We start from the raw sequence: 26,102 nt of genomic DNA, 5'->3' as shown, positions 1-26,102 counted from the left end.
GTACAACGTTGAGCAATATGTGCGGTTTTTTGCACACGCGCGCTCAACACAATCGGATGACCAGGCCCTCACGAAAGGTCATCACGCCATGCCTGAAACACCAATTCATCTGGATTTCATCAAACAGCAGCTGCCGCACTGGCTGCGCAGCACGTCACTGCAACGCTTCGCGGCGCTGAAGCTGCACCAGCCGGACTTCGTCGACCTCCATCACCACCCCCCCGCTGCGGCCAAGCCCTTCAAGCGTGCAGTCAATCGTCACTGGGCCAACCAGAATGCGCTGGAGCAGACACTCGCCAAGCTCAACGACCTGCGGGCTTTCGCCGAGCCCTTGCTGAAAAATGCGCTGCGCGACTACGGCAATATCGACGTAAGGGGCACATCGATCCGCCTGTATGCGCCCGCCAAACTGCCCTGGTGGTCGATCAGCGTGCAGCCCGGCGTCACCTCCCGCACCACGACCCTGCTGGAAGCCGCCCTGCATAATTTTTCCGCCGCTGAAACCTTCGCCGACTACGCCTTCTTGTCGGCGGCGGATGCGCGCGGGCAGCGCCAGTTGCTGACATTTGTCCACCAGGCGAGCGGCCAGCGATTGACCGCTGACATCTTCAAGGCCATTTGCCGGGACCTGGATATCGGCTCTCGCTACCGCCAGCACCTCACGCAGACACTCGGCTTTGACAACGCCTCCGTCGCCCTGCCCCTGCGCGAAACAATCATCGCCAGCCTGAAAGCCGGCCTGGATGCCGCCGCACACATCGCGCTGGCCAGAAAAGAGATCGCCGCAGACAGTCACGCCCTCATCCAGACCCTGCTGCAGCGGGACGGCCCCCTCAAGCTGGGCCGGCAAACAGTCGACCTGTATACCCTGGACCTGCTGGGCACACGCCTGACCGGCATCCTGGTCATCGCCCCCACACAGCTGGACGCAAGGCCCAACCGGATACTGGTGTACATCCCCGAAGACCCGCACCACCCGTTGAAGGAATACCCGTCCTCTCACGCCTTCATCAACGAGCTGACCGGCCAATTGCGTGACCGCACGCCGCCAACGGACGCGTCGCGCCCCAGCTACCAACAGTTCTTCAGCCAGTTCGTGGCCCATAAGGAACGTGGCCGTTTCTTCTCCCAGCTCAACACACTGCTCTCTACCGTGCGCTGGCACGCCAAGCCCGCCGGGGACAACCGCCCCAACTGGCGCCCGGACCCCGTGGAGGCACCCAACCTGCAGTTTCGTACCCAGGCCATGCGCGACGACACGCAAAACCGTATCAACGACCCCAACCAGAACAACCTCTGGCACTACCTCTACCGGGTCAAGCTGAACCAGTTGCTCAATGACGCCCAGGAAATCGCCATCGCCACCGACTACGCCGACCGCATGGCACGCTGGGCCTGGTGGGACAACCTGGAAAAAATGCTCACGGATATCTTCAACGCCGCGCTGTTGGTGGCCACGCCCTTTGTCCCCGTGCTGGGGGAGCTGATGCTGGCCTACACCGCCTACCAGATGCTCGACGATGTGTTCGAAGGCATCGTCGACTGGGCCGAAGGGTTGCAGCGCGAAGGTTGGGAGCACGTGCTGTCGGTCGCCGACAATGTGTTGCAACTCGCCCTGTTCCACGCCGGCGGCGGTATCGGCGAGATCGCCAAGGTGAAACTGTCACCGTTTGTCGAGCGGCTGAAACCGGTGCAAACACCCCTCGGCGAGACCCGCTTGTGGAACCCTGACCTGACGCCTTACCAACAGCTCCATCTGCGCTTGCCCAGTGGGCAGGTGGCGCAGGAAAACGGCCTGCACCACCACCAGGGCAAGCAGATCGCCAAGCTCGAAAACCAGCGCTATGAAGTCCGCCACGACCCGACCACCCAGACATTCCACCTCGCCCACCCCAAGCGTGCCAACGCCTATCGGCCAGCCGTGGCGCTCAACGGCAGCGGCGCGTGTGTGATTGAAGGCGAACAACCCCGGACCTGGAACAACACCCGCCTGCTACGGCGCCTGGGGCCGCAGACACACGGCCTGACGGCCGGCGAACTGGAACAGGTACGGCTAATCAGCGGTGTGGAGTTCGGCACATTGCGCCACATGTATCTCAACAACGAACCGACCCCGCCCTTGCTGGCCGACACACTCAAGCGCTTCAACAGCGACAAGCAGATCAGCAACGCGATAGACACCCTCCATGCCGGCCAACGCCTGGACCCGGCAGCCGACTGGTTCGAACAAATGATCACCGAACTGGACGGCTGGCCCCGCGACAAGGCCTTGCTGGTGTATCCACAAAGCGATTTGAGCGGCGCACCCCGTCGCTACGGCAATGCCAAGGCACAAGGCGCGGATACGTTGAGCCTGAGCATCCATGAGGTGATGTCGGGCCGGCTGGCGGAAAAAGTCGTGGGGTTTCTGGATGAAGAACAACTGGCCCGGCTGCTGGGCAAACAGCTGCCTGAAGAGGCGCGCGTGCAGGCGCTGCGTGAACACCTGGCGGCGTATGTGGAACAACAAAGCGCCCCCCTCGCGCACGACGTCTACGCACGACAAGAGAGCAGCAACGACCCCAATATCCAGTTGCTGCGCAGCCACTACCCCGACTTGCCCCTGAGCCTCGCCCAGCACCTGGTGCGCCATACCCGGCGGCGTCACCTGCGCGTGATGAACGCAGAACAACGCCTGCCGCTGGACGTGAAGAACCAGGCCCGCGAACTGGATTTCGAAGCCGCCAGCTCACGCATGTTCGAGCAGATTTTTTACGGCAAGGCGCCGTCCGCGCACACCGAAAACCTGGCCCTCAACACCCTCAGGATCTACTCCGACAGCCTGGCAAACCTGCGCATCCAGGTACGCGAACGCACCTACTGGGGCGAACTGCGCACCCAGGTCGGCGCCGAGGACGCCGCGCACGTACGGATCCTGGTGCGCAACCGCAAAGGCCTGTACCGGGTGTTCGCCCCCCAGGGAGACCTGATCCACGGCGCCACGGACTTCTACAGCGCCCTGTTCCAGGCATTGCCCGCCGAAAAACCCTTCGCCGACGGCGACAAGCTGCGCGCATGGCTGAGCGAAAAAACCGCCGCCCCCGGCACGCGCCGGTTGACCCTGAGCGGGCCGCCGATTCCCGCGCGCACGCCAACCGAGACACTGACGCTGCTGGGCGGCGGCAACAGCAGCAGCCTGCGCGGGGTCGAGGTCACACCCGTGACACTGCGTGGACGCATCAAGCACTGGCTGCCGCAAATGTCCGAGCAAGGCGTGAAGCACTTTGCACTCAGTGCGGAAACGCCGGAGGGGTTGGCTCAATTGGAGCATATCGAGCGAGAGGGCAAAACGCTTGAGCGCGCGCTGGACGCTTATGTGAACGCGCCCACCCCGTGGCCTGCACACAGTCGCCTGGAGGCGGTCACACGCAACGTCAGGACTCGCCTGGCGCGCAAACTCAAAGCAGCCTGGCGTGACAGCTACACAAAACTGCACGACACATATGGCCCTACCGACAAAAACGTCATCCTGGACCTGAGTGAAGTGGAGTGGTCCCACGAACTGCCCACCCTGCCCATCGACATGACGCATGTCACCCACCTGTACATGAAGGACTGCGCCTTCACCTCGCAGCACAGCGCGTTCCTGCAACGCTTTCCCCATCTCAAAGAGCTGGACCTGTCCGACAACCATTTGGACACACTGCCCGAGCCGATTGCGGCGATGCGCCAACTCAGGGCGATCGATCTGAGCGGCAATCGGATTGTTCTCGATGACAGCGCCGTGGACCGTCTGCGGCAATTGTCGCGGCTGCGCCTGATCTACCTGGCGGACAACCCGCTGGGCCGGGCGCCGGATATCAGCAGGATGCCTGAGCTGGATGAAATCGACCTGTCCCGCACCGGGCTCAACGAATGGCCGATCGGGCTGTTTGCGCAGGAGCGCGGCGCGCTGTTCCACCTGCACCTGACAGGCAACCCCATCAGCACGATTCCAGACGTCGCCACGCACTCCGACGAGGCCTTCATTCTGGTGTACACACGACTGGATCGCGCCACCTTGAGCGCACAGGCCCGCGACGTTTGGGATGAACATAAAATCGCGTTCGGCATGGACCCTTATCGCACCTACCCGCCCAAGGGCGAATCCGACTTCTGGGTGGCCGACCTGGACGATGACCACCGCAAGCGCTTCGAGACCCTATGGGATGAACTGGAAGACGAGCACGGCTCACAGGGCTTTTTCGAAGTCATCAAGAAACTGGAGCCCCCGGAGTTCTTCGAAGACCCGGCCGACGAGCTGCGCTATGAACGCAACCGCCAGATCTTGACCTCCCAGGTGCGCTACATGCTGTCGAGCATGCACAACGACGCCCCCTTGCGTCAGCTGTTGTTCCGGCTGTCCAGTTTCCCTGGCCTGTGCCCCGATGCCGGCAGCCAGATCTTCACCGAAATGGGCATCCAGGTCACGGCTCACCAGGCGCAGCTTTACAGCCGCACACCGGCCGAGCGCGAAGACCGACTCGTCAAGCTCGCCAGGGGCGCCGCACACCTCAAACTGTTGAACGATGTGGTGCGCGCCGACATCGCCGACCGCCTCAAGCCGATCGACCAGGGCGGCAGGGGCTTGCGGCTGACCAGTCACGTCGTCAATGGTGAGCCCGGCAGTGTGGACGAAGTGGGCGTCTACCTGGCTTACCAGACGCGGCTATCGAACCGGCTCGAACTGCCGTGGGTCAGCGACAACATGGTCTACCGCGACACGGCCAATGTGCCGAAAGCCGCCATTGCCCAGGCCTACACGGCAGTAAAGACCTTGAGCGAAGGCGACGGGCTGGTGAACCAGATGCTGCTGGAGCCGTACTGGGAAGCTTTCCTCAAGGAACGCTACGCCCACGACTACCAGGCCAATGAGGACCGCAGCGATCAACAGTTCCTGCTGCTCGACCAACTGCACAGCGAGCAGCAAGCCTACGCCCAGGCGTCTGACGAAACGCAGAAAGCGCAACAGCGTGCGGCCCTCAAGAGCCTGGTGGAACAGTTGCAGATCGAGGATCGCGTGGTGCCAGACCAGGTCATGTCCGAAGCGTTGTACGACCAGATCTACAATGACCTGGCCGAACGCCGCAAGGAATGGCTGCGCGAACAGACCCGTCTGTCACTCGCCCGACTTGAGGCCTGACCCCCTCACTTTTGCGCGCCGTCATCATGCTGCAGGTTGGCCTGGGTGATATTCGCCCCGGCCGGCACGCTGCGCGTCAGCCACACATTGCCGCCGATGGTCGAACCCTGGCCGATGGTGATGCGGCCGAGGATCGTCGCCCCGGCGTAGATCACCACGTCATCCTCGACAATCGGATGGCGTGGGTGGCCTTTTTGCAACTGCCCGTCTTCATCGGCCGGGAAGCGCTTGGCGCCCAGCGTCACGGCCTGGTAGATGCGCACGCGCTCGCCGATGATCGCGGTTTCGCCGATCACCACGCCGGTGCCGTGGTCGATAAAGAAACTCGGGCCGATCTGCGCGCCGGGGTGGATATCGATGCCGGTGGCCGAGTGGGCGATTTCCGCACTGATGCGCGCCAACAGCGGCAGCCCGGCGCGATACAGGTGATGCGCCAGGCGATGGTGAATCACCGCGAGGATGCCGGGGTAGCACAGCAGCACTTCGTCCACGCTGCGTGCGGCCGGGTCACAGTGGTAGGCGGCCAGCACGTCGGTGTCCAGCAGGCTGCGCAGGGACGGCAGGGCCAGGGCAAAATCCTGGATCAGGCGGATGGCGTGGGCATCCACGCTGCCGTCATCCTGGCCGCTCTGGCGGGCGGCGTAGCGCAGTTCCAGGCGGGCCTGGGCCAGCAGGGCATTGAGCGCAACGTCGAGGGTGTGGCCGACGTAGAAGTCTTCACTTTCCTCGCGCAGATCCACCGGCCCCAGGCGCATTGGAAACAGTGCGCCGCACAGCGACTCAAGGATCTGCGCCACCGCTTCGCGCGACGGCAACTCGCGCCCGCCGTGCTCGCCGCTCAGGCGGCCGTTGCGCGTTCGCCACTGGTCCCGGGCGCCGCGCAACTGGCTGACGATGGTCTGCAACTGCCAATGACTGGAACGCTCGCTCACGGTATTCACTCCTGACGTAATGGCCATCACTTTACGGTATGCCGACGGGTCGCCCTTAAGAACCAATGGTGCGATGCTAAGAACCATCCGGCATAAGCAGATTGGCGGTTGCCCGATGAAAAGTGCCTGCCTATAGTCGCCCCATCACTTAGCCACCGTGCGCAGCCATGATCAAACAACAGCTCGACCGCTTTAACCGCCTGGAACTGCTGGGCGGCGCCACCGCCCTGGAAAAACTTGAACGGCTATCGGCCTGGCTGGGCCGGGACATCTACGTCAAGCGCGACGACACCACGCCGCTGGCGATGGGCGGCAACAAGCTGCGCAAACTCGAATACCTCGCCGCCGATGCCATCGCCCAGGGCGCCGACACCCTGGTGACGGCCGGCGCGATCCAGTCCAACCACGTGCGCCAGACCGCCGCGCTGGCCGCCAAGCTCGGCCTGGGCTGCGTCGCCCTGCTGGAAAACCCCACCGGCACCGAAGACCCCAACTACCTGGGCAACGGCAACCGCCTGTTGCTGGACTTGTTCGACGCCAAGGTCGAGTTGGTCGAGAACCTCGACAACGCCGACGAGCAACTCCACGCCCTCGCCGAGCGCCTGCGCAGCAACGGCAAGAAGCCCTACCTGGTGCCCATCGGCGGTTCCAACGCCCTCGGCGCCCTCGGTTACGTGCGTGCCGGCCTGGAGCTGGCCGCGCAGATCGAAGACAGCGGGATCGAGTTCGCCGCCGTGGTCCTGGCCTCCGGCAGCGCCGGCACCCACAGCGGCCTGGCGCTGGCGTTGAGCGAAGTGCTGCCGGATTTGCCGGTAATTGGCGTCACCGTCTCGCGCACCGACGAAGCCCAGCGCCCGAAAGTCGAAGGCTTGGCCGAACGCACCGCCGAGTTGCTCGGTGTAGCGATTCCCGAGGCGTTCAAGGTGATCCTCTGGGATGAGTACTTCGGCCCGCGTTACGGCGAGCCGAATGCCGGCACCCTGGCGGCAATCAAGCTGCTGGCCAGCCAGGAAGGCCTGCTGCTGGACCCGGTCTACACTGGCAAGGCCATGGCCGGGTTGCTGGATGGCATCGGCCGCCAGCGGTTTGAGGATGGGCCGATCATTTTCCTGCATACCGGTGGCGCGCCGGCGTTGTTTGCCTATGGCGCCGCCTTCAGCTGAAGGAACAGAGATCAAAAATGTGGGAGCGGGCTTGCCCGCGATAGCGGTGGGTCAGCTTGCACATCTGTTACTGATAGACCGCTATCGCAGGCAAGCCAGCTCCCACTTTGGATCGCCGCATATTCTTTAATGGAATATGAAATTAGATTTATATTATTTTCAAGTCTTAAAAACCGGCTTTATCATCGCGCCGTAGGCGAAGACGCGCTACGCGCTTTAAGGCAGGATACGACTACTGCGTCACCTGCTTCGCTCATCACAAAAACACAGGGGCTCTTCATGACTATTTCCGTATTCCGTCGCACGCTGCTGGTAGGCACTTTGGGCCTGGCACTCGGCGCTGGCCTGATCGGCCAAGCCGTTGCCGGCGACCAGCTGGACAACATCAAAAAAGCCGGCGAAATCAAGATCGGCCTGGAAGGCACCTACCCACCGTTCAGCTTTGTCGATGAAAGCGGCAAACTCAGCGGCTTCGAAGTGGAACTGTCCGAAGCCCTGGCCAAGGAGCTGGGCGTCAAGGTCAAGCTGCAAGCCACGCCGTGGGACGGCATCCTCGCCGCCCTGGAATCCAAGCGCCTGGACGCAGTGGTCAACCAAGTGACCATCTCCGAAGAGCGCAAGAAGAAGTACGACTTCTCCAAGCCGTACACCGTCTCCGGCATTCAAGCGCTGACCCTGGCGAAAAACGTCGACACCATCAAGACCGCCGACGACCTGGCCGGCAAGAAAGTCGGTGTGGGCCTGGGCACCAACTACGAGCAATGGCTCAAGGACAACCAGCCTAAAGCCATTATCAAGACCTATAACGATGACCCGACCAAGTTCCAGGACCTGCGCATCGGCCGTACCGACGCGATCCTGATCGACCGCCTGGCCGCCCTCGAATACGCGAAGAAAGCCACCGACACCGCCGCTGCCGGCGCTGCGTTCTCGCGCCAGGAAGCCGGGGTTGCCCTGCGCAAAGGCGAGCCTGAACTGCTCGACGCGGTGAACAAGGCCCTCGACAAGCTGCGCGCCGACGGCACCTTGAAGAAGCTGTCCGAGAAGTACTTCGCCGCTGACGTCACTCAATAATGGAAGCAGGTTTCCAACTCGCGCTGGACTCCGCGCCCTTCCTGCTCAAGGGCGCGTATTACACGGTAATCCTCAGCCTCGGCGGGATGTTCTTCGGTTTGCTGCTGGGTTTCGGCCTGGCCTTGATGCGCTTGTCGCGCTTCAAACTGCTGAGCTGGACTGCCCGAGTCTACGTGTCGTTCTTTCGCGGCACGCCCTTGCTGGTGCAGCTGTTCCTGATCTACTACGGCTTGCCGCAAGTGGGCATCGAGCTGGATCCGATCCCGGCGGCCATGATCGGCTTTTCGCTGAACATGGCCGCCTACGCCTGTGAAATCCTGCGCGCCGCCATCAGCTCCATCGAGCGCGGCCAGTGGGAAGCCGCGGCGAGTATCGGCATGACCCGCGCGCAGACCCTGCGCCGGGCCATCCTGCCGCAGGCCATGCGCACCGCATTGCCGCCACTGGGCAACAGCTTTATTTCGCTGGTCAAGGACACGGCGCTGGCCGCCACCATCCAGGTGCCCGAGCTGTTCCGCCAGGCGCAACTGGTCTCGGCACGCACCTTTGAAATCTTCACCATGTACCTGTCCGCCGCCCTGATCTACTGGATCCTGGCGAGCATCCTGGCGCATTTGCAAAATCGTCTGGAAGACCGGGTCAACCGGCATGACCTGGAGTCTTGATCGATGATCGTGGTTGAACAACTGACCAAACAATTCAAGGGCCAGGTGGTGCTCAACGGCATCGACCTGGAGGTCAAGGAAGGCGAAGTCATCGCCATCATCGGCCCCAGTGGCTCCGGCAAGACCACCTTTCTGCGCTGCCTGAATTTCCTCGAACAACCCACCAGCGGGCGGATCAAGGTGGGTGACATCGAGATCGACAGCAGCAAGTCCATCAACCAGCAACAGGGTTTGGTGCGGCGCTTGCGCCAGCACGTGGGTTTTGTGTTCCAGAACTTCAACCTGTTCCCTCACCGCACCGCGCTGGAAAACGTCATCGAAGGGCCGATCGTGGTCAAGAAGATGCCTCGCGACGCGGCGGTTGTCCTCGGGCGCAAGCTGCTGGAACGGGTCGGCTTGGCGGGCAAGGAAGACGCGTACCCGCGCCGCCTCTCGGGCGGCCAGCAACAGCGCGTGGCGATTGCCCGGGCGCTGGCCATGGAGCCGGAAGTGATCCTGTTCGACGAACCCACCTCGGCCCTCGACCCGGAACTGGTCGGCGAAGTGCTGGCGACCATCCGCAGCCTGGCCGAAGAAAACCGCACCATGGTCATCGTCACCCACGAGATGAGCTTTGCGCGGGATGTGGCCAACCGGGTGATCTTCTTCGACAAAGGGGTGATCGTCGAGCAAGGTGAAGCCAAGGCGTTGTTTGCCAACCCCAGGGAAGAACGCACAAAGCAGTTCCTGAGCAAATTCCTCGCGCACTGAGTGCCATGGACTTGTGTGAACCGGCTTTTGTGGGAGCTGGCTTGCCTGCGATGGCATCACCTCGGTCCACCTGTAACACCGAGGTGCCTGCATCGCAGGCAAGCCAGCTCCCACATAAAGCTCGCTCCTACAGGGAATACTCATTCCAGCCTGTAAAAGGCCTCGCTTTAACCGTCTTAAAATCCCCGCGCCAGTCAGACCCTTCTGAATCTCCCCCCACCCGCCGTTTAGCCCTTTGCCGCCATTGACGCCTCTTGGCCAACCCTCTTATCTAGCGCCCAGAGGATTGGATCCTATCCCGGCTATTCACTGAATCGTTCTTTTCAGCCCCCTGCGCGCACCCGCGCAAAGGACCGGAACGATGGCTGCTGGCTGCATCAAGGAGATTACTTATGACGCACACCCTGCTCACCGCGCCGACCCTGCCACAGGCCCTGCGAAACGGCATCAACGCCCTGGCTGCCGCACATTTGCAGGTCGATATCGCACCCTATCCCCACATGGATGAGGGCGACCTGATCGAGCTGTTCTGGAACAACTGCTTTGCCGCCTCACGCCGGGTAACCGCCTGCAAGGTCGGCACTCCCACGCACCTGCGTGTGCCAGAAAGCTTTGTGCAGGACGGCCCGGCCCAGCTTCATTACCAGGTCATGCAGGTCGGCCACGCTGCCGCACGCTCGGCCGTGACCCGGGTGCGAGTGAAGACCAACTACCCGGGCGGCCAGCCCTCGCCCCTGTACTGCGACGAAAACCTCAACCTCGCCCCCGCCAGCCTGCCCGAGACCATTCGCCGCTACGGCGTCAACGCCAGCCAGGTGCGGCGCGGTGTTCCCCTGACCATCGAGCCCTACCTGAACATGACCAGCGGCGACGCCATCACCCTGCGCTGGGGCGATGTGCGCCTGGACCTGCCGAAGATCCGGGCCAGGGATATCGGCCTGCCCGTGCAGGTGTGGGTGCCTTCCGCGGTGATCGTCGAAGCCGGCGACGACAGCCGCCTGGACGTCACGTACTGCATTCTCGATCGCGTCGGCAACAATTCACGCTGGGCGCCGGCACGCATGCTGCGCATCGCCGCCGGGACGCCGACCCGCCCGGCCGGGTCGGGGCTGATCTATCAGCCGCGCCCCCTCGGCTCGCCCTGCGAACCTGGGTGACGGGCCTTCTATGCTTATTCCAAAAATCACGTTTATTTAAATATTTAACACGCTTAGGGTATATGCACCGGACCACCGGACATCTTTGATTTTTCTGTTTTCATTTCATTGAATGCGAGGTCGGTATGGTCAGAATTACCCCGGTGCACAACGCCAGGGCATTGCGTGCAGCCAAGGAGCGGCGCTGATGTCTAACTTGGCTCAAACACCCCCCCAGAGCGTTCTGGACGTCGCTCCCCTGCTGTTGCCGGCCACCGTGCTGCGCAACGACGCAGAGGCGCTGGACGCAGCCCATGCGCTGGCCCAGGCGGCACGCCTGCACGCCGCCCAGCGCGACCGGCAACGCAAGCTGCCCTGGGCGCAGCTGGAACAGTTCACCCGCAGTGGCCTGGGCAGTATTTCCATTCCCCGTGAATACGGCGGCCCGCAGGTGTCATTCGTGACCCTGGCCGACGTATTCGCGATCATCAGCGCGGCCGACCCGGCCCTCGGCCAGATCCCGCAGAACCATTTCGGCATCCTGCACCTGCTGCAGGGCGCGGCCACCGAACGCCAGAAAAAGCAGCTGTTCCAGAGCGTCCTCGACGGCTGGCGCATCGGCAATGGCGGCCCGGAACGCGGCACCAGGAACACCCTGGAACTCAAGGCGCGCCTCACCGCCCAGGGCGACGGCTATGTGATCAGCGGTCAGAAGTTCTACTCCACCGGCGCGCTGTTCGCCCACTGGGTGGCGGTCAAGGCGCTCAACGACGACGGCAAGCAGGTCATGGCGTTTGTACGCCGTGGCACCGAAGGGCTGCGCATCGTTGACGACTGGTCGGGCTTCGGCCAACGCACCACCGCCAGCGGCACCGTATTGCTGGATCAAGTACCCGTGGACGCCGAGCTGGTGGTGGAAAACTGGCGCATCGGTGAAACCCCGAACATCCAGGGCGCCGTCTCGCAACTGATCCAGGCCGCCATCGACGCCGGCATCGCCCGTGGTGCACTCGACGACACCATCACCTTCGTGCGTGAACGTTCGCGCCCATGGATCGACGCCAAGGTCGAACGCGCCAGCGATGACCTGTATGTGATCGCCGACATCGGCAAGCTGAAGATCGAACTGCACGCCGCCGAAGCCCTGCTGCGCAAGGCCGGCCACGTGCTGGACCAGGTCAGCGCCGCGCCGATCACCGCGCAGTCCGCCGCCCGTGCCTCGATTGCCGTGGCCGAGGCGAAAGTGCTGACCACCGAAGTGTCGCTGCTGGTCAGCGAAAAGCTCTTCGAACTGGCCGGCAGCCGCGCCACCCTCGCCGAATTCAACCTCGACCGCCACTGGCGCAACGCCCGCGTGCACACCCTGCACGACCCGGTGCGCTGGAAGTATCACGCCATCGGCGCCTACCGATTGAACGGCACGTTGCCGGCTCGTCACTCCTGGATTTAACCGACCAGAACACTTCCTCTACAAGCTTCTGGAGCACATATGACTTTCTCTGCAAACGTCGCGGTTATCACCAGCGATGAACAAGCCCTTGTTGTCGCCAGCGACCTGGCCGAAGACTTCCGCCGCGACAGCGCCCAGCGCGACCGCGAACGCCGCCTGCCCTTGCCCGAACTGGACGTGTTCTCGCGCTCCGGCCTGTGGGGCATCAGCGTGCCGAAGGAATACGGCGGCGCGGGCGTGTCCAACGTCACCCTGGCCAAGGTCATCGCGCTGATCGCCCAGGCGGATGCGTCCCTGGGCCAGATCCCGCAAAACCATTTCTACGCCCTCGAAGTGCTGCGGGTGAACGGCACGCCAGCGCAGCAACAACGCCTGTACGCCGAGGTATTGGCCGGCCAGCGTTTCGGCAATGCCTTGGCCGAACTGGGCACCAAGACCGCCCACGACCGCGTCACCTCGATCACCCGTGACGGCGATGGTTTCCGCATCAGCGGCCGCAAGTTCTATTCCACCGGCGCGATCTACGCCCAGCGCATCCCCACCTCGGTGGTGGACGAACACGGCGTGCAGCAACTGGCCTTCGTGCCGCGTGACAGCGCCGGCCTGACGGTGATCGACGACTGGAGCGGCTTCGGCCAGCGCACCACCGGCAGCGGTTCGGTGGTGTTCGACAACGTGTGGGTCGCCGCCGCCGACGTGATCCCGTTCCAGAGCGCCTTCGAACGCCCGACCACCGTCGGCCCGCTGGCGCAGATCCTGCACGCCGCCATCGACACCGGCATCGCCCGCGCCGCCTTTGAAGATGCGCTGCACTTTGTGCGCACCAAGACCCGCCCGTGGATCGATTCCGGCAACGACAAGGCCAGCGAAGACCCACTGACCCTGAAAAGCTTCGGCCACCTGAGCATCCGCCTGCACGCCAGCGAAGCCTTGCTGGAACGCGCAGGCGAATTCCTCGACCGCGCCCAGACCGACAGCAACGCCGACACCGTCGCCGCCGCCTCGATAGCGGTGGCCGAAGTGCGCGCCCTGAGCACCGAGATTTCCCTGGCCGCCGGCAGCACCCTGTTCGAACTGGCCGGCAGCCAGGCGACCCTGGCCGAGCACGGCCTCGACCGCCACTGGCGCAACGCCCGCGTGCACACCCTGCACGACCCGGCGCGCTGGAAGTACCACGCGGTGGGCAATTACTACCTCAACGATGCAAACCCGCCGCTGCGGGGGACCATCTAAATGGCCAAGAAAAAAATCCTGCTCAATGCCTTCAACATGAACTGCATCGGGCATATCAACCACGGTATGTGGACCCACCCACGGGACACTTCGACCCAGTACAAGACCATCGAGTACTGGACCGAACTGGCGCAGATCCTCGAGCGCGGGCTGTTCGACGGTTTGTTCATTGCCGATATCGTCGGCGTGTACGACGTCTACCAAAACTCTATCGACGTGCCGCTCAAAGAGTCGATCCAGCTGCCGGTGAATGACCCGTTGCTGCTGGTCTCGGCGATGGCGGCGGTGACGAAGAACCTCGGCTTCGGCCTCACCGCCAACCTCACCTACGAGCCGCCGTATCTGTTCGCGCGGCGCATGTCCACGCTGGACCACCTGAGCCGTGGCCGCGTGGGTTGGAACATTGTCACCGGCTACCTCGACAGCGCCGCCAAGGCCATGGGCCTCACCGAGCAGGTCGAGCATGACCGGCGCTACGACCAGGCCGACGAGTACCTGGAGGTGCTCTACAAACTCTGGGAAGGCAGCTGGGAAGACGGCGCCGTGGTCAACGACCCGCAGGCGCGGGTGTATGCCCAGCCGGGCAAGGTGCACAAGGTCGAGCACCACGGCGAGTTCTATCAGGTGGAGGGCTATCACCTGTGCGAGCCATCGCCGCAGCGTACGCCGGTGCTGTTCCAGGCGGGCAGTTCGGACCGTGGTCTGCTGTTCGCCGGGCGGCATGCCGAGTGCGTGTTTATCAGTGGGCAGAACAAGGCCGCGACCAAAATCCAGGTGGACAAGGTGCGCGCCAGCGCCGTCGAAGCCGGGCGCAACCCGGATGACATCAAGGTGTTCATGGGCCTCAACGTGATCGTTGGCGCCACCGAAGAAACGGCCTGGGCCAAGCACGCCGAGTACCTGAGCTATGCCAGCGCGGAAGCCGGCGTAGCGCACTTCTCGGCGTCGACGGCGATTGATTTTTCCCAGTACGCACTGGATGAACCGATCCAGTACGTGAAAAGCAACGCGATCCAGTCGGCCACCAAGAACCTGCAAAACAACGACTGGACCCGGCGCAAATTGCTGGAGCAACACGCGCTGGGCGGGCGCTATATCACCCTGGTCGGCTCGCCCGAGCAGGTGGCGGATGAGTTGGAGTCGTGGATCAGCGAGACCGGGCTGGATGGCTTCAACCTGACGCGGATTGTCACGCCGGAAAGCTATGTGGATTTCATTGAGCTGGTGGTGCCGGAGTTGCAGAGGCGCGGGTCGTACAAGACTGCGTATGAGGTTGGCACGTTGAGAGAAAAAGTCTTCCACGCCAGCGCTCGACTTCCCCAACAGCACACCGGATCCACTTACCGCCGCTAATCAAAATGTGGGAGCTGGCTTGCCTGCGATAGCGGTGGGTCAGCAAAAAAGAGTTGCCTGACACACCGCTATCGCAGCGATGCGGCGACCCGACAAGCCAGCTCCCACAGTAGACCGCATTGTTCTGACCTAAATCTTATGACTGGAAAACCACTATGAAAAAAACACTGCTCGCCCACCCAGTCAAAGCACTGGCCCTGGCCCTCGGCCTGTTCAGCTCGGCGGTGTTCGCCAGCGATGCGCCGCTGAAAGTCGGCACCACCGCCGCTTTCGCCATCCCTTTGGAAGCCGCCGTCGCCGAAGCCGGCAAGCAAGGCCTGAAAGTCGAGCTGGTGGAGTTCACCGATTGGATCGCGCCCAACGTCAGCCTGGCCGCAGGTGATATCGACGTGAACTACTTCCAGCACATCCCGTTCCTGGAAAACGCCAAGGCTGCCGCCGGGTTTGACCTGGTGCCGTACGCGCCGGGGATCATCAACAACGTCGGCCTGTATTCGAAGAAATTCAAAAGCCTCAACGACCTGCCCCAAGGCGCCAGCGTGGCCATCGCCAACGACCCGATCAACAGCGGGCGCGGCCTGCAATTGCTGGCCAAGGCGGGTTTGATCACCCTCAAGCCGGGCGTGGGCTACAAGGCCACCGAAGAAGACATCGTCAGCAACCCGAAAAAGATCAAGATCCTGCAAGTCGAGGCCGTGCAACTGGTGCGCGCCTATGACGATGCCGATCTGGTGCAGGGCTACCCGGCCTATATCCGCCTGTCCAAGACCTTCGATGCCGAGTCGGCGCTGCTGTTCGACGGCCTCGACCACCCGGAATACGTGATCCAGTTCGTCACCCAGCCCAAGGGCACCACCGACCCGCGCGTGATCAAGTTCGTCGATATCTACCAGCACTCGCCGGTGGTGCGCGCCGCGCTGGACAAGTCCCTGGGCAAGCTCTACCAAGTTGGCTGGGAAGCTAAAAAATGACCGCCGCCCACTCCCAACTGCGCGACCTGGGCACACCGCCCAGGGACGCCGAGCAGACCGAACTGCACCCGGACCTCAACCGCGCCCATGTGCGTTTTATCAACCTGGGCAAGAGCTACGACGGCAAGGTGCATGCCCTGCAAGGCATCGACCTGGCGATCCAGCGCGGTGAAGTGTTCGGCATCATTGGCCGCAGCGGCGCCGGCAAGTCCTCGTTGATCCGCACGATCAACCGCCTGGAACAACCCAGCAGCGGGCGGGTGCTGATCGATCAGGTGGACATCGGTGACTACGATGAAGACCGCCTGGTGGCGCTGCGTCGGCGCATCGGCATGATCTTCCAGCACTTCAACCTGATGTCGGCCAAGACCGTATGGCAGAACGTCGAGCTGCCGCTGAAAGTCGCCGGCGTGCCCAAGCCGCAACGCGAGCAAAAGGTGCGCGAGCTGCTGGAGTTGGTGGGCTTGCAGGACAAGCACAAGTCTTACCCGGCGCAGCTGTCTGGCGGACAAAAGCAGCGCGTGGGCATCGCCCGCTCGCTGGTGCATGACCCCGAGATTTTGCTGTGCGACGAGGCCACCTCGGCCCTCGACCCGGAGACCACCCAGTCGATCCTCGGCCTGCTGCGCGAGATCAACAAACGCCTGGGCCTGACCATCGTGCTGATCACCCACGAGATGGCAGTGATCCGCGAGATCTGCGACCGCGTGGTGGTGCTGGAACACGGCCACATCGTCGAGCAAGGCCCGGTGTGGCAGGTGTTTGGCGACCCGCAACACGAGGTCAGCAAAACCCTGCTGGCGCCCCTGCAACACGGCTTGCCGGAAGAACTGCAAAACCGTTTGCAGGTCACGCCCGCATCGGCCGAGGCGGCGGTGGTGCTGCGCTTGCGGTTCACCGGCAGCGACACCGACGAACCGGACCTGGCCGCGCTGTTCGCCGCCCTCGGCGGGCGCGTGCGCTTGCTGCAAGGCGGTGTGGAACGCATCCAGGGCCATGCCTTGGGGCAATTGCTGCTGGCGGTAAGTGGCTCGGCCCACAGCGCCGATGAATTGCGCAAGCGCGCTGGCAATTGGGCACAACAGGCGGAGGTGCTGGGCTATGTGGTTTGATCGTTTATTGCAGGGCGCCATCGACACCTTGTTGATGGTCGGCGTGTCGTCGCTGATCGCGTTGCTGGTGGGGATTCCGCTGGCAGTGTTCCTGGTGACCAGCGACAAGGGCGGCATCTACCAGGCACCGGCGTTGAACCGCGTGCTGGGGGCGTTCGTCAATCTGTTCCGCTCGATTCCGTTTCTGATCCTGATGGTGGCGCTGATCCCGTTCACCCGGCTGATCGTCGGCACCACCTACGGCGTGTGGGCAGCGGTGGTACCGCTGACCATCGCCGCCACACCGTTCTTTGCGCGGATTGCCGAGGTGAGCCTGCGCGAGGTCGATCATGGCTTGATCGAAGCCGCCCAGGCCATGGGCTGCCGGCGCTGGCACATCATCTGGCACGTGCTGTTGCCGGAAGCGCTGCCGGGGATTGTCGGCGGGTTCACCATCACCCTGGTGACGATGATCAACTCCTCGGCCATGGCCGGTGCCATTGGCGCCGGTGGCTTGGGTGACATTGCCTATCGCTACGGCTACCAGCGCTTTGACACGCAGATCATGCTGACGGTGATTGTGCTGCTGGTGGTGCTGGTGGCGTTCATCCAGCTCGGCGGCGATCGGTTGGCGCGGGTGCTGAACAAGCGCTGAGGTATAGTCGGGGCATCTCCGCACCCGGTATCGCCCGCCATGTCCCTCAAGCCCGACGACCTCGACCAGATCACCGCCACCACCCTCGGCCACTACAACAAAGTGGCCGAGGACTTCCGCGAAGGCACCCGCGACCACGATGTGAGCCAGAACATCGACGCGCTGCTGCGCCACATCCAGGGCACGGTGCCGTTTACCGTGCTGGATTTCGGCTGCGGCCCAGGGCGCGACTTGCAGACCTTCACGCGCAGGGGGCATATCGCCGTGGGCCTCGACGGCTCGGAGCGCTTTGCGCAGATGGCGCGGGAAGACAGCGGGTGCGAGGTGTTGCAGCAGGATTTCCTCAAGCTCGACCTGCCGGCTGAACGCTTCGACGGGATCTTTGCCAATGCGGTGCTGTTTCATATTCCCAAGCAGGAGCTGCCGCGTGTGCTCAAGCAGCTGCATGGGGCGTTGAAGGCTGAGGGGGTGTTGTTCAGTTCCAACCCTCGCGGGGAAAACCAGGAAGGTTGGAATGGGCCGCGATATGGCTCTTATCACGATCTTGAGGCGTGGCAGGCGTTGCTGGCTGAGGCGGGGTTTGTGGAGTTGGAGCATTACTACCGACCAGCCGGGTTGCCGCGGGAGCAGCAGCCCTGGTTGGCCAGTGTGTGGCGCAAGGTGTAGAGGTGGGTTGGCTGGACCGGCCTCATCGCAGGCAAGCCAGCTCCCACAGGTGAACGCATTCCAAATCGGCAACTCGGTCAACTGTGGGAGCTGGCTTGCCTGCGATAGCTATTTCACCTGATACACCAAAGGTTTTTCACCCACCACCAACGCCGTAACGCTGCGCGCGGCATAACCCTCTCTCGGGCCCGCCGCAAAATTCGCCACCAACCGCGAACCATCCGCAAAGGTGGTCTCCTGCACCTGTCGATCCACCGTCAGCCACCGAAACCCGGTCATCGCCTGCGTCGCCAAGCGCTGATGCAACGGCCGGAAAAACCGGTCCTGGCGCTCAATCAGCGGCAACCGCTGCTCAACCGTCGCAGCACTCAAGTGGTAGAGCGGCGGCACGTTGTAAAGCAGTTGCGCCAGCTCATTCTCGACACTCACATTGCTCAGCTTGAGACTGTCGAACAGCCAGTGATGGGTCGTGATCACCGACCCATGGAACACCGCCTGATACAGCGGCAGACGCATGCCTGGCTCGAAATGGATCGTGCGAAACGGCTCGCTCAACGGCACCGGCTTGAAGAACACCGCCGGTTGCTCCGGCGGGTACCAGTTGCCGACGTAATAGCGCGATTGCTTGTCCTTTGTCATCGCTGGATCACCCCAGCCAATCACCGGCGTCTGCATCCCGTGGGCGAACAGGATGCCCTGGGCAGTGATCGCGTTGCCGTCTTCGGAACCGGCCGGCAACTGGCGTGCGGTGTTGAGCCAACGTGAAGCCTCGATATTGCCTGCGGCGTTTTGCGCCTGGCTCATGGATGCGCCGTCGCGGTAGCTGTCGAAGACCATGCCTGTGGCGTAGGCGTCGAGGAACCAGGCGTTGAAGCCGGCCTTGGCCTGCACTGCTGGCACCCGCGCCTCCAACAAGGGCCGTACACACCGTGGGTCGGTGTAGTGGCCCGATTGCTGGAAGCCGGTTTTCAGCTTGCCCGTTTGCAACACGATCGCGCAGTCACGGTAGGCCCGGCTGCCCAGGTGAGCGGTGGTCCAGTCGGGGTTTTCGCTGGCGGACAAGGCGGTTTCATAGGAATCGTAGGGCGCCATCAGGAAGCCGGCGTCCACCCCGGCGCGAATCGCCTCGGGATGCCACAGGCCGCCTTCCCAGCCTTCGCCCAGGGTCACCAGCAAGCGGGGGAGACCTGCACGGCTCAACGCTTGAATCGTCTGGTTGCCCCATGTGTCCGGGGCGTCACTCAGCGCCCCGGCAAACGCGACGGCCAGTTCACTGCGAAGCTCGCCATAGCGTGCCGCGAGGCGCGTCATGTCGGGCGCGTCCACCTGCCAGCTCTGTCGGGCTTTTTTGTTGATCGCCGCGTTGAAGCCACGGAGCAACACCGTCTGTTCATAGCGATTCAGCGGTGTGGTCTGTGCCAGGACTTTCGTCGCTTCCTTGTCCAGCAAACCCTTGAGTTCATGGGTGCGCAGGCGCTTGAGCAGCAGCGGCCAGTCCTGCACATCGTCCAAGGCCAGCAGATCATTGCCCCACAGATAGACGTGGCTGGCCCCCAGCAGTTTCTCGCCCTCGGGTGTCTGTTTCAGCTTGTCCACCAGGGGCTCATAACGGCCCTGCTCTACCAGCCATCGCCGATAACGCTTGGCGCCGGCCAACGGATCAGCCTCGCCCAGGTGCAACAACAGGGTCATGGGCGCGGCGGGATCAAGTGCGGTGAATTCATGGGTCACCGACAACCCCTGGTCCGCCTGCCAACGCAAGCGATTGTTGTAGGGGTTGGTCAGCAACCAGTTCAGGGTAAAGCCGCCGTGGTCCATGCCCCACAGCGGCAGGCTGAGGTCCTGGGTGGTGTTGATATCGCCCTGTTCCAGCAGAAAGGCTTTCCACACGGCATTGTCGGCAGGCACGTAATGCCCTTCGGCCAACGGCCAGATCAAGCCCTTGCCAAAGGCGCTGGCGGGTTGTTGCAGGATCGGCAATTCACCCGGTTCGCGTGCAGTGATGGCTAGCATCAGGTCGCGTTGCGCAAGGTTGGCCGTCACGCGAAAGGCGCCCCACTGCCAACTGGCCTGTTGGGTGTCCTGCGCGAGTTCGCTGACTGCACGCGCCGCAACACCACTGGAGGCCTGCACCGGCGCCTGGCCGTTGGGCGTGACGCGAATGGCGAGGGTGGCGGGGTCGAGTTCGACGCGCCACAGCGGGTTTTCGAGGACGGTGCTGGCAAGGGCCAGCGGGGAGATGAGGCATGTGCAGAGCAGTAAGAAATGACGAGGCCAGTTCATAACGTTCGACCGGGTGGGGGTGGAGGTTGGGAGGGTAGACCACTGCGCTGCCTGACATGGCAGTGATAGATATTTCGGGAGGTTTCCCACAGCCCCTCAGCCCTATGGAGATCCAAATGTGGGAGCGGGCTTGCCCGCGATTGCATTGGGTCAGTCAGCACATTTTTAACTGACAGACTGCTATCGCGGGCAAGCCCGCTCCCACATTTTTGACCTTATTCGGCCTTTTGTTCCGGCTCTGGCTCGCGGATCTTGTACCAGGCCACATACAGCGCCGGCAGGAACAACAACGTCAACAACGTGGCGATGATGATCCCGCCAATCATCGCGTACGCCATCGGCCCCCAGAACACTTCGCGGGCGATGGGGATCATGCCCAGGCTCGCCGCCGCCGCGGTCAGCAGGATCGGTCGGCGGCGGTGCTCGGTGGCTTGCACCACCGCGTCCCACGGTGAATAACCGGCCACTTCGTACTCGTCGATCTGCGTCACCAGGATCACCGAGTTGCGGATGATGATGCCGATCAGCGCGAGGATGCCGAGGATCGCCACAAAGCCCATGGGCGTGCCCGTGGGGATCAGCGCCAACACCACGCCGATCAGCCCCAGCGGCGCGACGCTGGCCACCAGGAACATCTTCTGTACGCTGTGCAGCTGGATCATCAGGAACGTCGCCATGAGGAACAGCATCAGCGGCACCACGCTGGCAATCGGGCCCTGGGCCTTGCCGCTTTCTTCCACGGTGCCGCCGGTGGCGACCTTGTAGCCCACCGGCAAATCGGCGTTGAATTTGTCGATGGTCGGCGCCAGCTGTTTCACCAGATCCGTCGGCTGCATCTCATCGCGCACCGACGCCTTGATGGTGATGGTCGGCTTGCGGTCGCGCCGCCAGACCAGCGGCTGTTCCAGCTCATAACGCACCGTGGCGAACGCCAGCAGCGGAATCGACGTGCCGTTGGGCGTGACGATCTGCAAGTTCTGCAAGGTTTCCGGCGTACCGCGCTCGGCGTCTTCGGCGCGGCCGACCACGTTGATCAGGTAGATATCGTCATGCACCTGGGTCACCGAGGCGCCGCTGACCACGCTGTTCATCAGCTGTGCGACGTCTTCCGACGACAGCCCCAGTTGCCGCGCCTTGTCCTGGGCGATGTCCACCCGCAGCACTTTGCCGGGCTCGTTCCAGTCGTAGATGATCTCGCCCAGGTGGGTATTCTGGTCGAGCAGCGTGGCCAGTTCGATCGCGTGTTTGCGCACCTGGTCGATGTCCTTGCCGGACACGCGGTACTGGATCGGCCGCCCCACCGGCGGGCCCATTTCCAGCGGCTGCACATAGCTGCCGATGCCGACGAAGTCATCACGCAGGCGCTTTTGCAGGCGTTGGATCAACGCGCCGCGTTCTTCCAGGCCTTTGCTGACGATCACCAGCTGCGCGTAGTAGGGGTTTTCCAGTTGCTGGTCCAGCGGCAGGTAGAAACGGATCGCGCCCTGGCCGATATAGGTGCTCCAGCGCGCGATGTCCGGGTCGTCCTTGATGATCGCTTCGAGACGGTCCACGGCCTTGCGCGTCTCGTTGATCGAGGCGTTTTGCGGCAGGTTCAGGTCGACGAGGATTTCCGGGCGGTCCGACGACGGAAAAAACTGGTTCTGCACGAACTGCATCGAGAACACCGACGCCACAAACAACGCCACGGTAATGCCGATGGCCCACCAGCGGTTGCGCATGGCCCAGAGCATGCCGCCGTTGAACGCGCGACCGATGCGCCCCGGCTCCGCATCGTGCGGCTTCACCTTGGCGCTGAGGATATGCACGCCAATCACCGGCGCAAACAGCACGGCCACCACCCACGACACCAGCATCGCCACGGCGATCACGGCAAACAGGGTGAAGGTGTACTCGCCCGCCGAGCTGGCGTTGAGGCCAATCGGCACAAAGCCCGCCACCGTCACCAGCGTGCCGGTGAGCATCGGGAACGCCGTCGACGTATAGGCGTAGGTCGCCGCCTGTTCCTTGGTTTCGCCTTTTTCCAGGCGCGTGATCATCATCTCCACGGTGATCATGGCGTCGTCCACCAACAGGCCGAGGGCGATGATCAACGCGCCCAGCGACACGCGCTGCATGGTGATGCCGCTGTATTCCATGAACACGAACACCAGCGCCAGCACCAGCGGAATCGAGCACGCCACCACCAGCCCGGCACGCATACCGAGGCTGATAAAACTCACCACCAGCACGATGATCACCGCTTCAAACAGCGCGCTGGTGAAGCCGCCGACGGCCTCCTCCACCACTTCCGCCTGGTCGGACACCTTGTGCACGCCAACGCCCACCGGCAGGTCGGCGGTCAGCTCGTCCATGCGCTCATGCAGGGCCTTGCCGAACGCCTGGATATTGCCGCCCTTCTGCATGGCAATGGCCAAGCCAATCGCCGGCGTGCCGTTGAAACGGAACATCGGCCGCGCCGGGTCGACGTAGCCACGGCTGATCTCGGCGATGTCCGCCAGCCGATAGAAACGGTCATTGAGCCGCAGGTTGACGTCGGCCAGGTCTTTTTCCGAGGCGAACTGCCCGGAGGTGCGCACCGAAATCCGCTCCGGCCCTGCCTCGATCACGCCAGCAGGCGTCACCGCGTTCTGCGATTGCAGGCTTTGCACGACCTGGCGCTGATCAATGCCCAGCGCGGCCAGTTTGCGCGTGGAGAAGTTCAGGTAAATCACTTCGTCCTGCTGACCGATCATCTCGACCTTGCCCAGCCCCGGCACCGAGCGGATCTCGGCGCGCACCTGCTCCACGTAGTCGCGCAACTGGCGCATCGACAGGCCGTCGCCGGTGAACGCGTAGACCGAGCCGAACACGTCACCGAACTCGTCGTTGAACGACGGCCCCTGCAAGCCTTGGGGGAAGCTGCCGCGAATGTCGTCGATCTTCTTGTGCACCAGGTACCAGATGTGGGGGATGTCCTTGGCGCTGGTGGTGTCCTTCAGGAACACGAACACCGTGGACTCACCGGGCCGGGTGTAGCTTTTCACGTAGTCGAGGGAGTCCAGCTCTTCGAGTTTTTTCTCGATGCGGTCGGTGACCTGCTTGAGGGTTTCTTCCTGGGTCGCGCCGGGCCAGCGGGTCTGGATCACCATGGTCTTGATGGTGAAGGACGGGTCTTCCTCGCGGCCCAGGTTCATGTAGGAGAACACGCCCATCAGCAGCGCGACGAACATCAGGTACCAGACGAAGGACTGATGCTTGAGGGCCCAGTCGGATAAGTTGAAGCTGCCTTTCATCGCGGGCTGTCCTCGTCGATTTTGACTGTCTGCCCGGGTTTCAGGCTGTTCACGCCGGCGGTGACGATGCGCTCGCCGGGTTTGACGCCGCCATTGAGCACGGCGCTGCCGGCGTCACGGCGGATGACGGTGATGTCACGCGGTTGCACGGTGCGGCTTTGGGTGTCGAGCAGCCAGATGCGGGTCATGCCATCGACCTCCTGCAACGCGCTCAGCGGCACTTCGATGCGTGGCGCGATGGCGGTGCTCAAGGTCACGCTGATCGCCGTGCCCAGGCGGAAGGCGGGCGGCGTCTCGGCCAGGGTCAGGCGCGCGCGACGGGTGCGCGTGGCGCTTTGCGCCTGGGGTTCGATCTCGCGCACGATGGCGGTGGTGTGCACGCTCGGGTCGAGCTGCCCGGCGACCAGGAACACCACGTCAGGCGGCAGCCGTTCGGCGAGGCCGGCCGGCAGGTCGATTACCGCTTCCTTGATGTCCGGGCGAGCCAGGGTCACCACTTGCTGGCCGGCGCTGACCACCTGGCCGGCTTCGGCATTCCAGGCGGTGACGATGCCGGCGTGGTCGGTGCGCAGCTCGGCGTAGTTGAGCTGGTCCTTGGCCTGGTTGACCGCCGCCTGTGCCTGATCCAGGGAGGCCTGGGTGGTTTTCAGGTCGGTCTGGGCCACATCCAACTGAGCCTGGGCACCGACGCCACGGTTGAACAGTTCCTGCTGGCGGCGTGCGTTGGCCTGGGCGTTGATAAATTGCGCCTGCACCTTGGCCAGGTCACCCTGGGCCGCGCGCAGCTGGTTTTGCTGGTCGGTGGGGTCGAGCACCGCGAGCAAGGCGCCCTGCTCCACTTCGGCGCCCACATCCACGGCACGCCGGGCGATGCGCCCGGGCACGCGGAACCCCAGGTTGCTTTCATAGCGCGCCTGGATCGTACCGGCGAAGCGGCCGAGGTTGGCCTGGTCCTCGGCTTTCACTTCCATCGACAACACCGGGCGCACCTGTTCGGGCGGCGCCTCTTCCTTGGAGCACGCCGCGAGCAACAGGCTGGCCGTGAGCAAAGCCGTCAGGTGCTTCATGGCTGGGCTCCTTGTTGGGCAATCTCGACCAGCATGCCGGGGTGGAGCAATTGCCCACCGGCCACCACGACCTTTTCGCCGCCCTTGAGGCCGTCGCTGATGATGACTTTGCCGGTGAGGTAACGCGCCACGCTGACCGTGTGCAACTGCGCCTTGCCGTCGCCGTCGATCAACCACACGGCGGGCTCGTTGAGGTCTTTGGTCAGGGCCGACCAGGGCAGTTCGACGCTCGGCTTGGCCGGGCCATTGGCGGTGGCGCTGACCACCGAGCCCAGTCGCATGCCCTTGGGCAACGCCTCCAGGGCAATCTTCACCTGCACGGTGCCGGTGTTGGCGGCCACGGCCGGGGTGACTTCGCGGACCTTGCCTTGGGCCTTGATGCTGGGGTTATCCAACAGGCTCACGGTAATCGGCGCGTCGGGCGGCGGCTCCACCAGCAGCGACTCGTAGACGTTGAACACCGCATCGCGTTCGCCATCCTGGGCCAGGCTGAAGATCGGCACGGTGGCCTGCACCACCTGGCCGACTTCGGCCTGGCGCGCGGTGATCACACCGGGGGCGTCGGCGATCAGCGCGGTGTAGCCGAGTTGTTCGCGGGCGTTGGCCAACTGCGCCTGGGCAGCGGCCAGGGCGCTTTGGCTGCTGCGCAAGGCCGCCTGGGCGGCGTCGTATTCGCTGCGGCTGGTGTAGCCCTTGGGCAGGAGTTTTTCCTGGCGCACAAAGGCCGCCGCCGTTTGCTTGACCCGTGCCTGTTCGGCCACGACCTGGGCCTGGGCGGAATCGACGTTGGTCTGCAAATCCTTGGGATCGAGCTTGGCCAGCACTTGCTTGGCCGTCACGCGATCACCCACATCGACCATGCGCTGGATGATCTTGCCACCCACGCGGAACGACAGGTCGGTTTGCACGCGGGCCTGGATATCGCCAGTGAGGGTGACCGCCGCGGCGAAATCCGCCGGTTGCACGGTCTGTACAAAGACCCGGGAATGCTGCTTGGGCTCGGCCTTTTCCTGGCCACAACCGCTGAGCAGCGCCAGTAGGCCAAGTCCGAAAATACAGGTGGAAATACGACCGCCCATGCAGGCTCCTTTTGCGCGATGCGATATACCAAGTGTGTATGCGACTGTGAGCTTAGTTCAGGGTTCCTTATCTGCATGCAGGCTCCCATACTCCGAGG

18 protein-coding genes are annotated in these 26,102 nt (G+C 63.4%); 13 read left to right on the top strand and 5 right to left on the bottom strand.

What is annotated here, in order from left to right:
• The first annotated feature begins 88 nt into the window (after positions 1 to 88).
• A complete protein-coding gene (locus PSH87_RS01205; protein ID WP_305432175.1) occupies positions 89 to 5,161 on the top strand; it encodes a dermonecrotic toxin domain-containing protein in 5,073 nt (1,690 codons plus the stop codon).
• 5 nt (positions 5,162 to 5,166) lie between these two features.
• Here PSH87_RS01205 and epsC read toward each other — a convergent pair whose 3' ends face one another.
• Entirely contained in the window at positions 5,167 to 6,093 is a 927-nt protein-coding gene (epsC, locus tag PSH87_RS01200) for a serine O-acetyltransferase EpsC (protein ID WP_305432173.1), read from the bottom strand.
• A 167-nt stretch (positions 6,094 to 6,260) separates the two neighbouring features.
• Between epsC and PSH87_RS01195 the strand changes: the two genes are divergently transcribed.
• The 12 genes from PSH87_RS01195 (at position 6,261) to PSH87_RS01140 (ending at position 18,300) form a co-directional block, all read left to right on the top strand.
• On the top strand, positions 6,261 to 7,256 hold the full coding sequence (locus PSH87_RS01195; RefSeq protein WP_305432172.1) for a D-cysteine desulfhydrase: 996 nt from the start codon (positions 6,261 to 6,263) through the stop codon (positions 7,254 to 7,256).
• A gap of 279 nt (positions 7,257 to 7,535) precedes the next feature.
• The gene (tcyJ, locus tag PSH87_RS01190) at positions 7,536 to 8,330 is read left to right on the top strand and encodes a cystine ABC transporter substrate-binding protein (RefSeq protein WP_017734621.1); all 795 of its coding nucleotides are present in this window, start codon (positions 7,536 to 7,538) and stop codon (positions 8,328 to 8,330) included.
• Positions 8,330 to 8,995 (top strand): cystine ABC transporter permease, encoded by a 666-nt coding sequence (gene tcyL, locus PSH87_RS01185; protein WP_017734622.1) that lies wholly within the window; start codon positions 8,330 to 8,332, stop codon positions 8,993 to 8,995. The genes tcyJ and tcyL overlap by 1 nt, the downstream gene beginning before the upstream one ends.
• Before the next feature lie 3 nt (positions 8,996 to 8,998).
• Positions 8,999 to 9,745: an L-cystine ABC transporter ATP-binding protein TcyN gene (gene tcyN, locus PSH87_RS01180; RefSeq protein ID WP_017734623.1), complete on the top strand. Its 747-nt coding sequence runs from the start codon at positions 8,999 to 9,001 to the stop codon at positions 9,743 to 9,745.
• A gap of 392 nt (positions 9,746 to 10,137) precedes the next feature.
• Entirely contained in the window at positions 10,138 to 10,902 is a 765-nt protein-coding gene (locus tag PSH87_RS01175) for a hypothetical protein (protein WP_305432171.1), read from the top strand.
• Positions 10,903 to 11,089: 187 nt separating this feature from the next.
• A complete protein-coding gene (locus PSH87_RS01170) occupies positions 11,090 to 12,331 on the top strand; it encodes an SfnB family sulfur acquisition oxidoreductase (protein ID WP_305432169.1) in 1,242 nt (413 codons plus the stop codon).
• Between the two features lie 39 nt (positions 12,332 to 12,370).
• Positions 12,371 to 13,564 carry an SfnB family sulfur acquisition oxidoreductase gene (locus PSH87_RS01165; RefSeq protein WP_305432168.1) on the top strand — a complete coding sequence of 398 codons (1,194 nt, stop codon included), beginning with the start codon at positions 12,371 to 12,373 and terminating at the stop codon, positions 13,562 to 13,564.
• Positions 13,565 to 14,917, top strand: coding sequence for an LLM class flavin-dependent oxidoreductase (locus PSH87_RS01160; RefSeq protein ID WP_305432166.1), 1,353 nt, complete (start codon positions 13,565 to 13,567; stop codon positions 14,915 to 14,917).
• A gap of 155 nt (positions 14,918 to 15,072) precedes the next feature.
• Positions 15,073 to 15,888 carry a MetQ/NlpA family ABC transporter substrate-binding protein gene (locus PSH87_RS01155; RefSeq protein ID WP_305432165.1) on the top strand — a complete coding sequence of 272 codons (816 nt, stop codon included), beginning with the start codon at positions 15,073 to 15,075 and terminating at the stop codon, positions 15,886 to 15,888.
• Positions 15,885 to 17,000, top strand: a complete 1,116-nt coding sequence (locus tag PSH87_RS01150; RefSeq protein ID WP_305432163.1) for a methionine ABC transporter ATP-binding protein — start codon at positions 15,885 to 15,887, stop codon at positions 16,998 to 17,000. Before PSH87_RS01155 ends, PSH87_RS01150 begins: the two co-directional genes overlap by 4 nt.
• The gene (locus tag PSH87_RS01145; protein WP_017736886.1) at positions 16,990 to 17,634 is read left to right on the top strand and encodes a methionine ABC transporter permease; all 645 of its coding nucleotides are present in this window, start codon (positions 16,990 to 16,992) and stop codon (positions 17,632 to 17,634) included. Before PSH87_RS01150 ends, PSH87_RS01145 begins: the two co-directional genes overlap by 11 nt.
• Before the next feature lie 39 nt (positions 17,635 to 17,673).
• Positions 17,674 to 18,300 (top strand): bifunctional 2-polyprenyl-6-hydroxyphenol methylase/3-demethylubiquinol 3-O-methyltransferase UbiG, encoded by a 627-nt coding sequence (locus tag PSH87_RS01140; protein WP_305432162.1) that lies wholly within the window; start codon positions 17,674 to 17,676, stop codon positions 18,298 to 18,300.
• A 108-nt stretch (positions 18,301 to 18,408) separates the two neighbouring features.
• Here the strand turns inward: PSH87_RS01140 and PSH87_RS01135 are convergent, their stop codons facing one another.
• From PSH87_RS01135 to PSH87_RS01120, 4 genes are all read right to left on the bottom strand, one after another.
• Complete coding sequence (locus PSH87_RS01135; protein ID WP_305432161.1) at positions 18,409 to 20,583, bottom strand: glycoside hydrolase; 2,175 nt, start codon at positions 20,581 to 20,583, stop codon at positions 18,409 to 18,411.
• Positions 20,584 to 20,798: 215 nt separating this feature from the next.
• On the bottom strand, positions 20,799 to 23,858 hold the full coding sequence (locus tag PSH87_RS01130; protein WP_017736883.1) for an efflux RND transporter permease subunit: 3,060 nt from the start codon (positions 23,856 to 23,858) through the stop codon (positions 20,799 to 20,801).
• Entirely contained in the window at positions 23,855 to 24,925 is a 1,071-nt protein-coding gene (locus PSH87_RS01125) for an efflux RND transporter periplasmic adaptor subunit (protein WP_305432160.1), read from the bottom strand. The genes PSH87_RS01130 and PSH87_RS01125 overlap by 4 nt, the downstream gene beginning before the upstream one ends.
• The gene (locus tag PSH87_RS01120) at positions 24,922 to 26,004 is read right to left on the bottom strand and encodes an efflux RND transporter periplasmic adaptor subunit (protein WP_305432159.1); all 1,083 of its coding nucleotides are present in this window, start codon (positions 26,002 to 26,004) and stop codon (positions 24,922 to 24,924) included. The genes PSH87_RS01125 and PSH87_RS01120 overlap by 4 nt, the downstream gene beginning before the upstream one ends.
• Positions 26,005 to 26,102 lie beyond the last annotated feature (98 nt).

This window comes from Pseudomonas sp. FP453, from assembly GCF_030687495.1.
Taxonomy (GTDB): domain Bacteria; phylum Pseudomonadota; class Gammaproteobacteria; order Pseudomonadales; family Pseudomonadaceae; genus Aquipseudomonas.
Note: the sequence above shows the minus strand (reverse complement) of the source record. Positions and strands in the feature narration are given on the sequence as shown.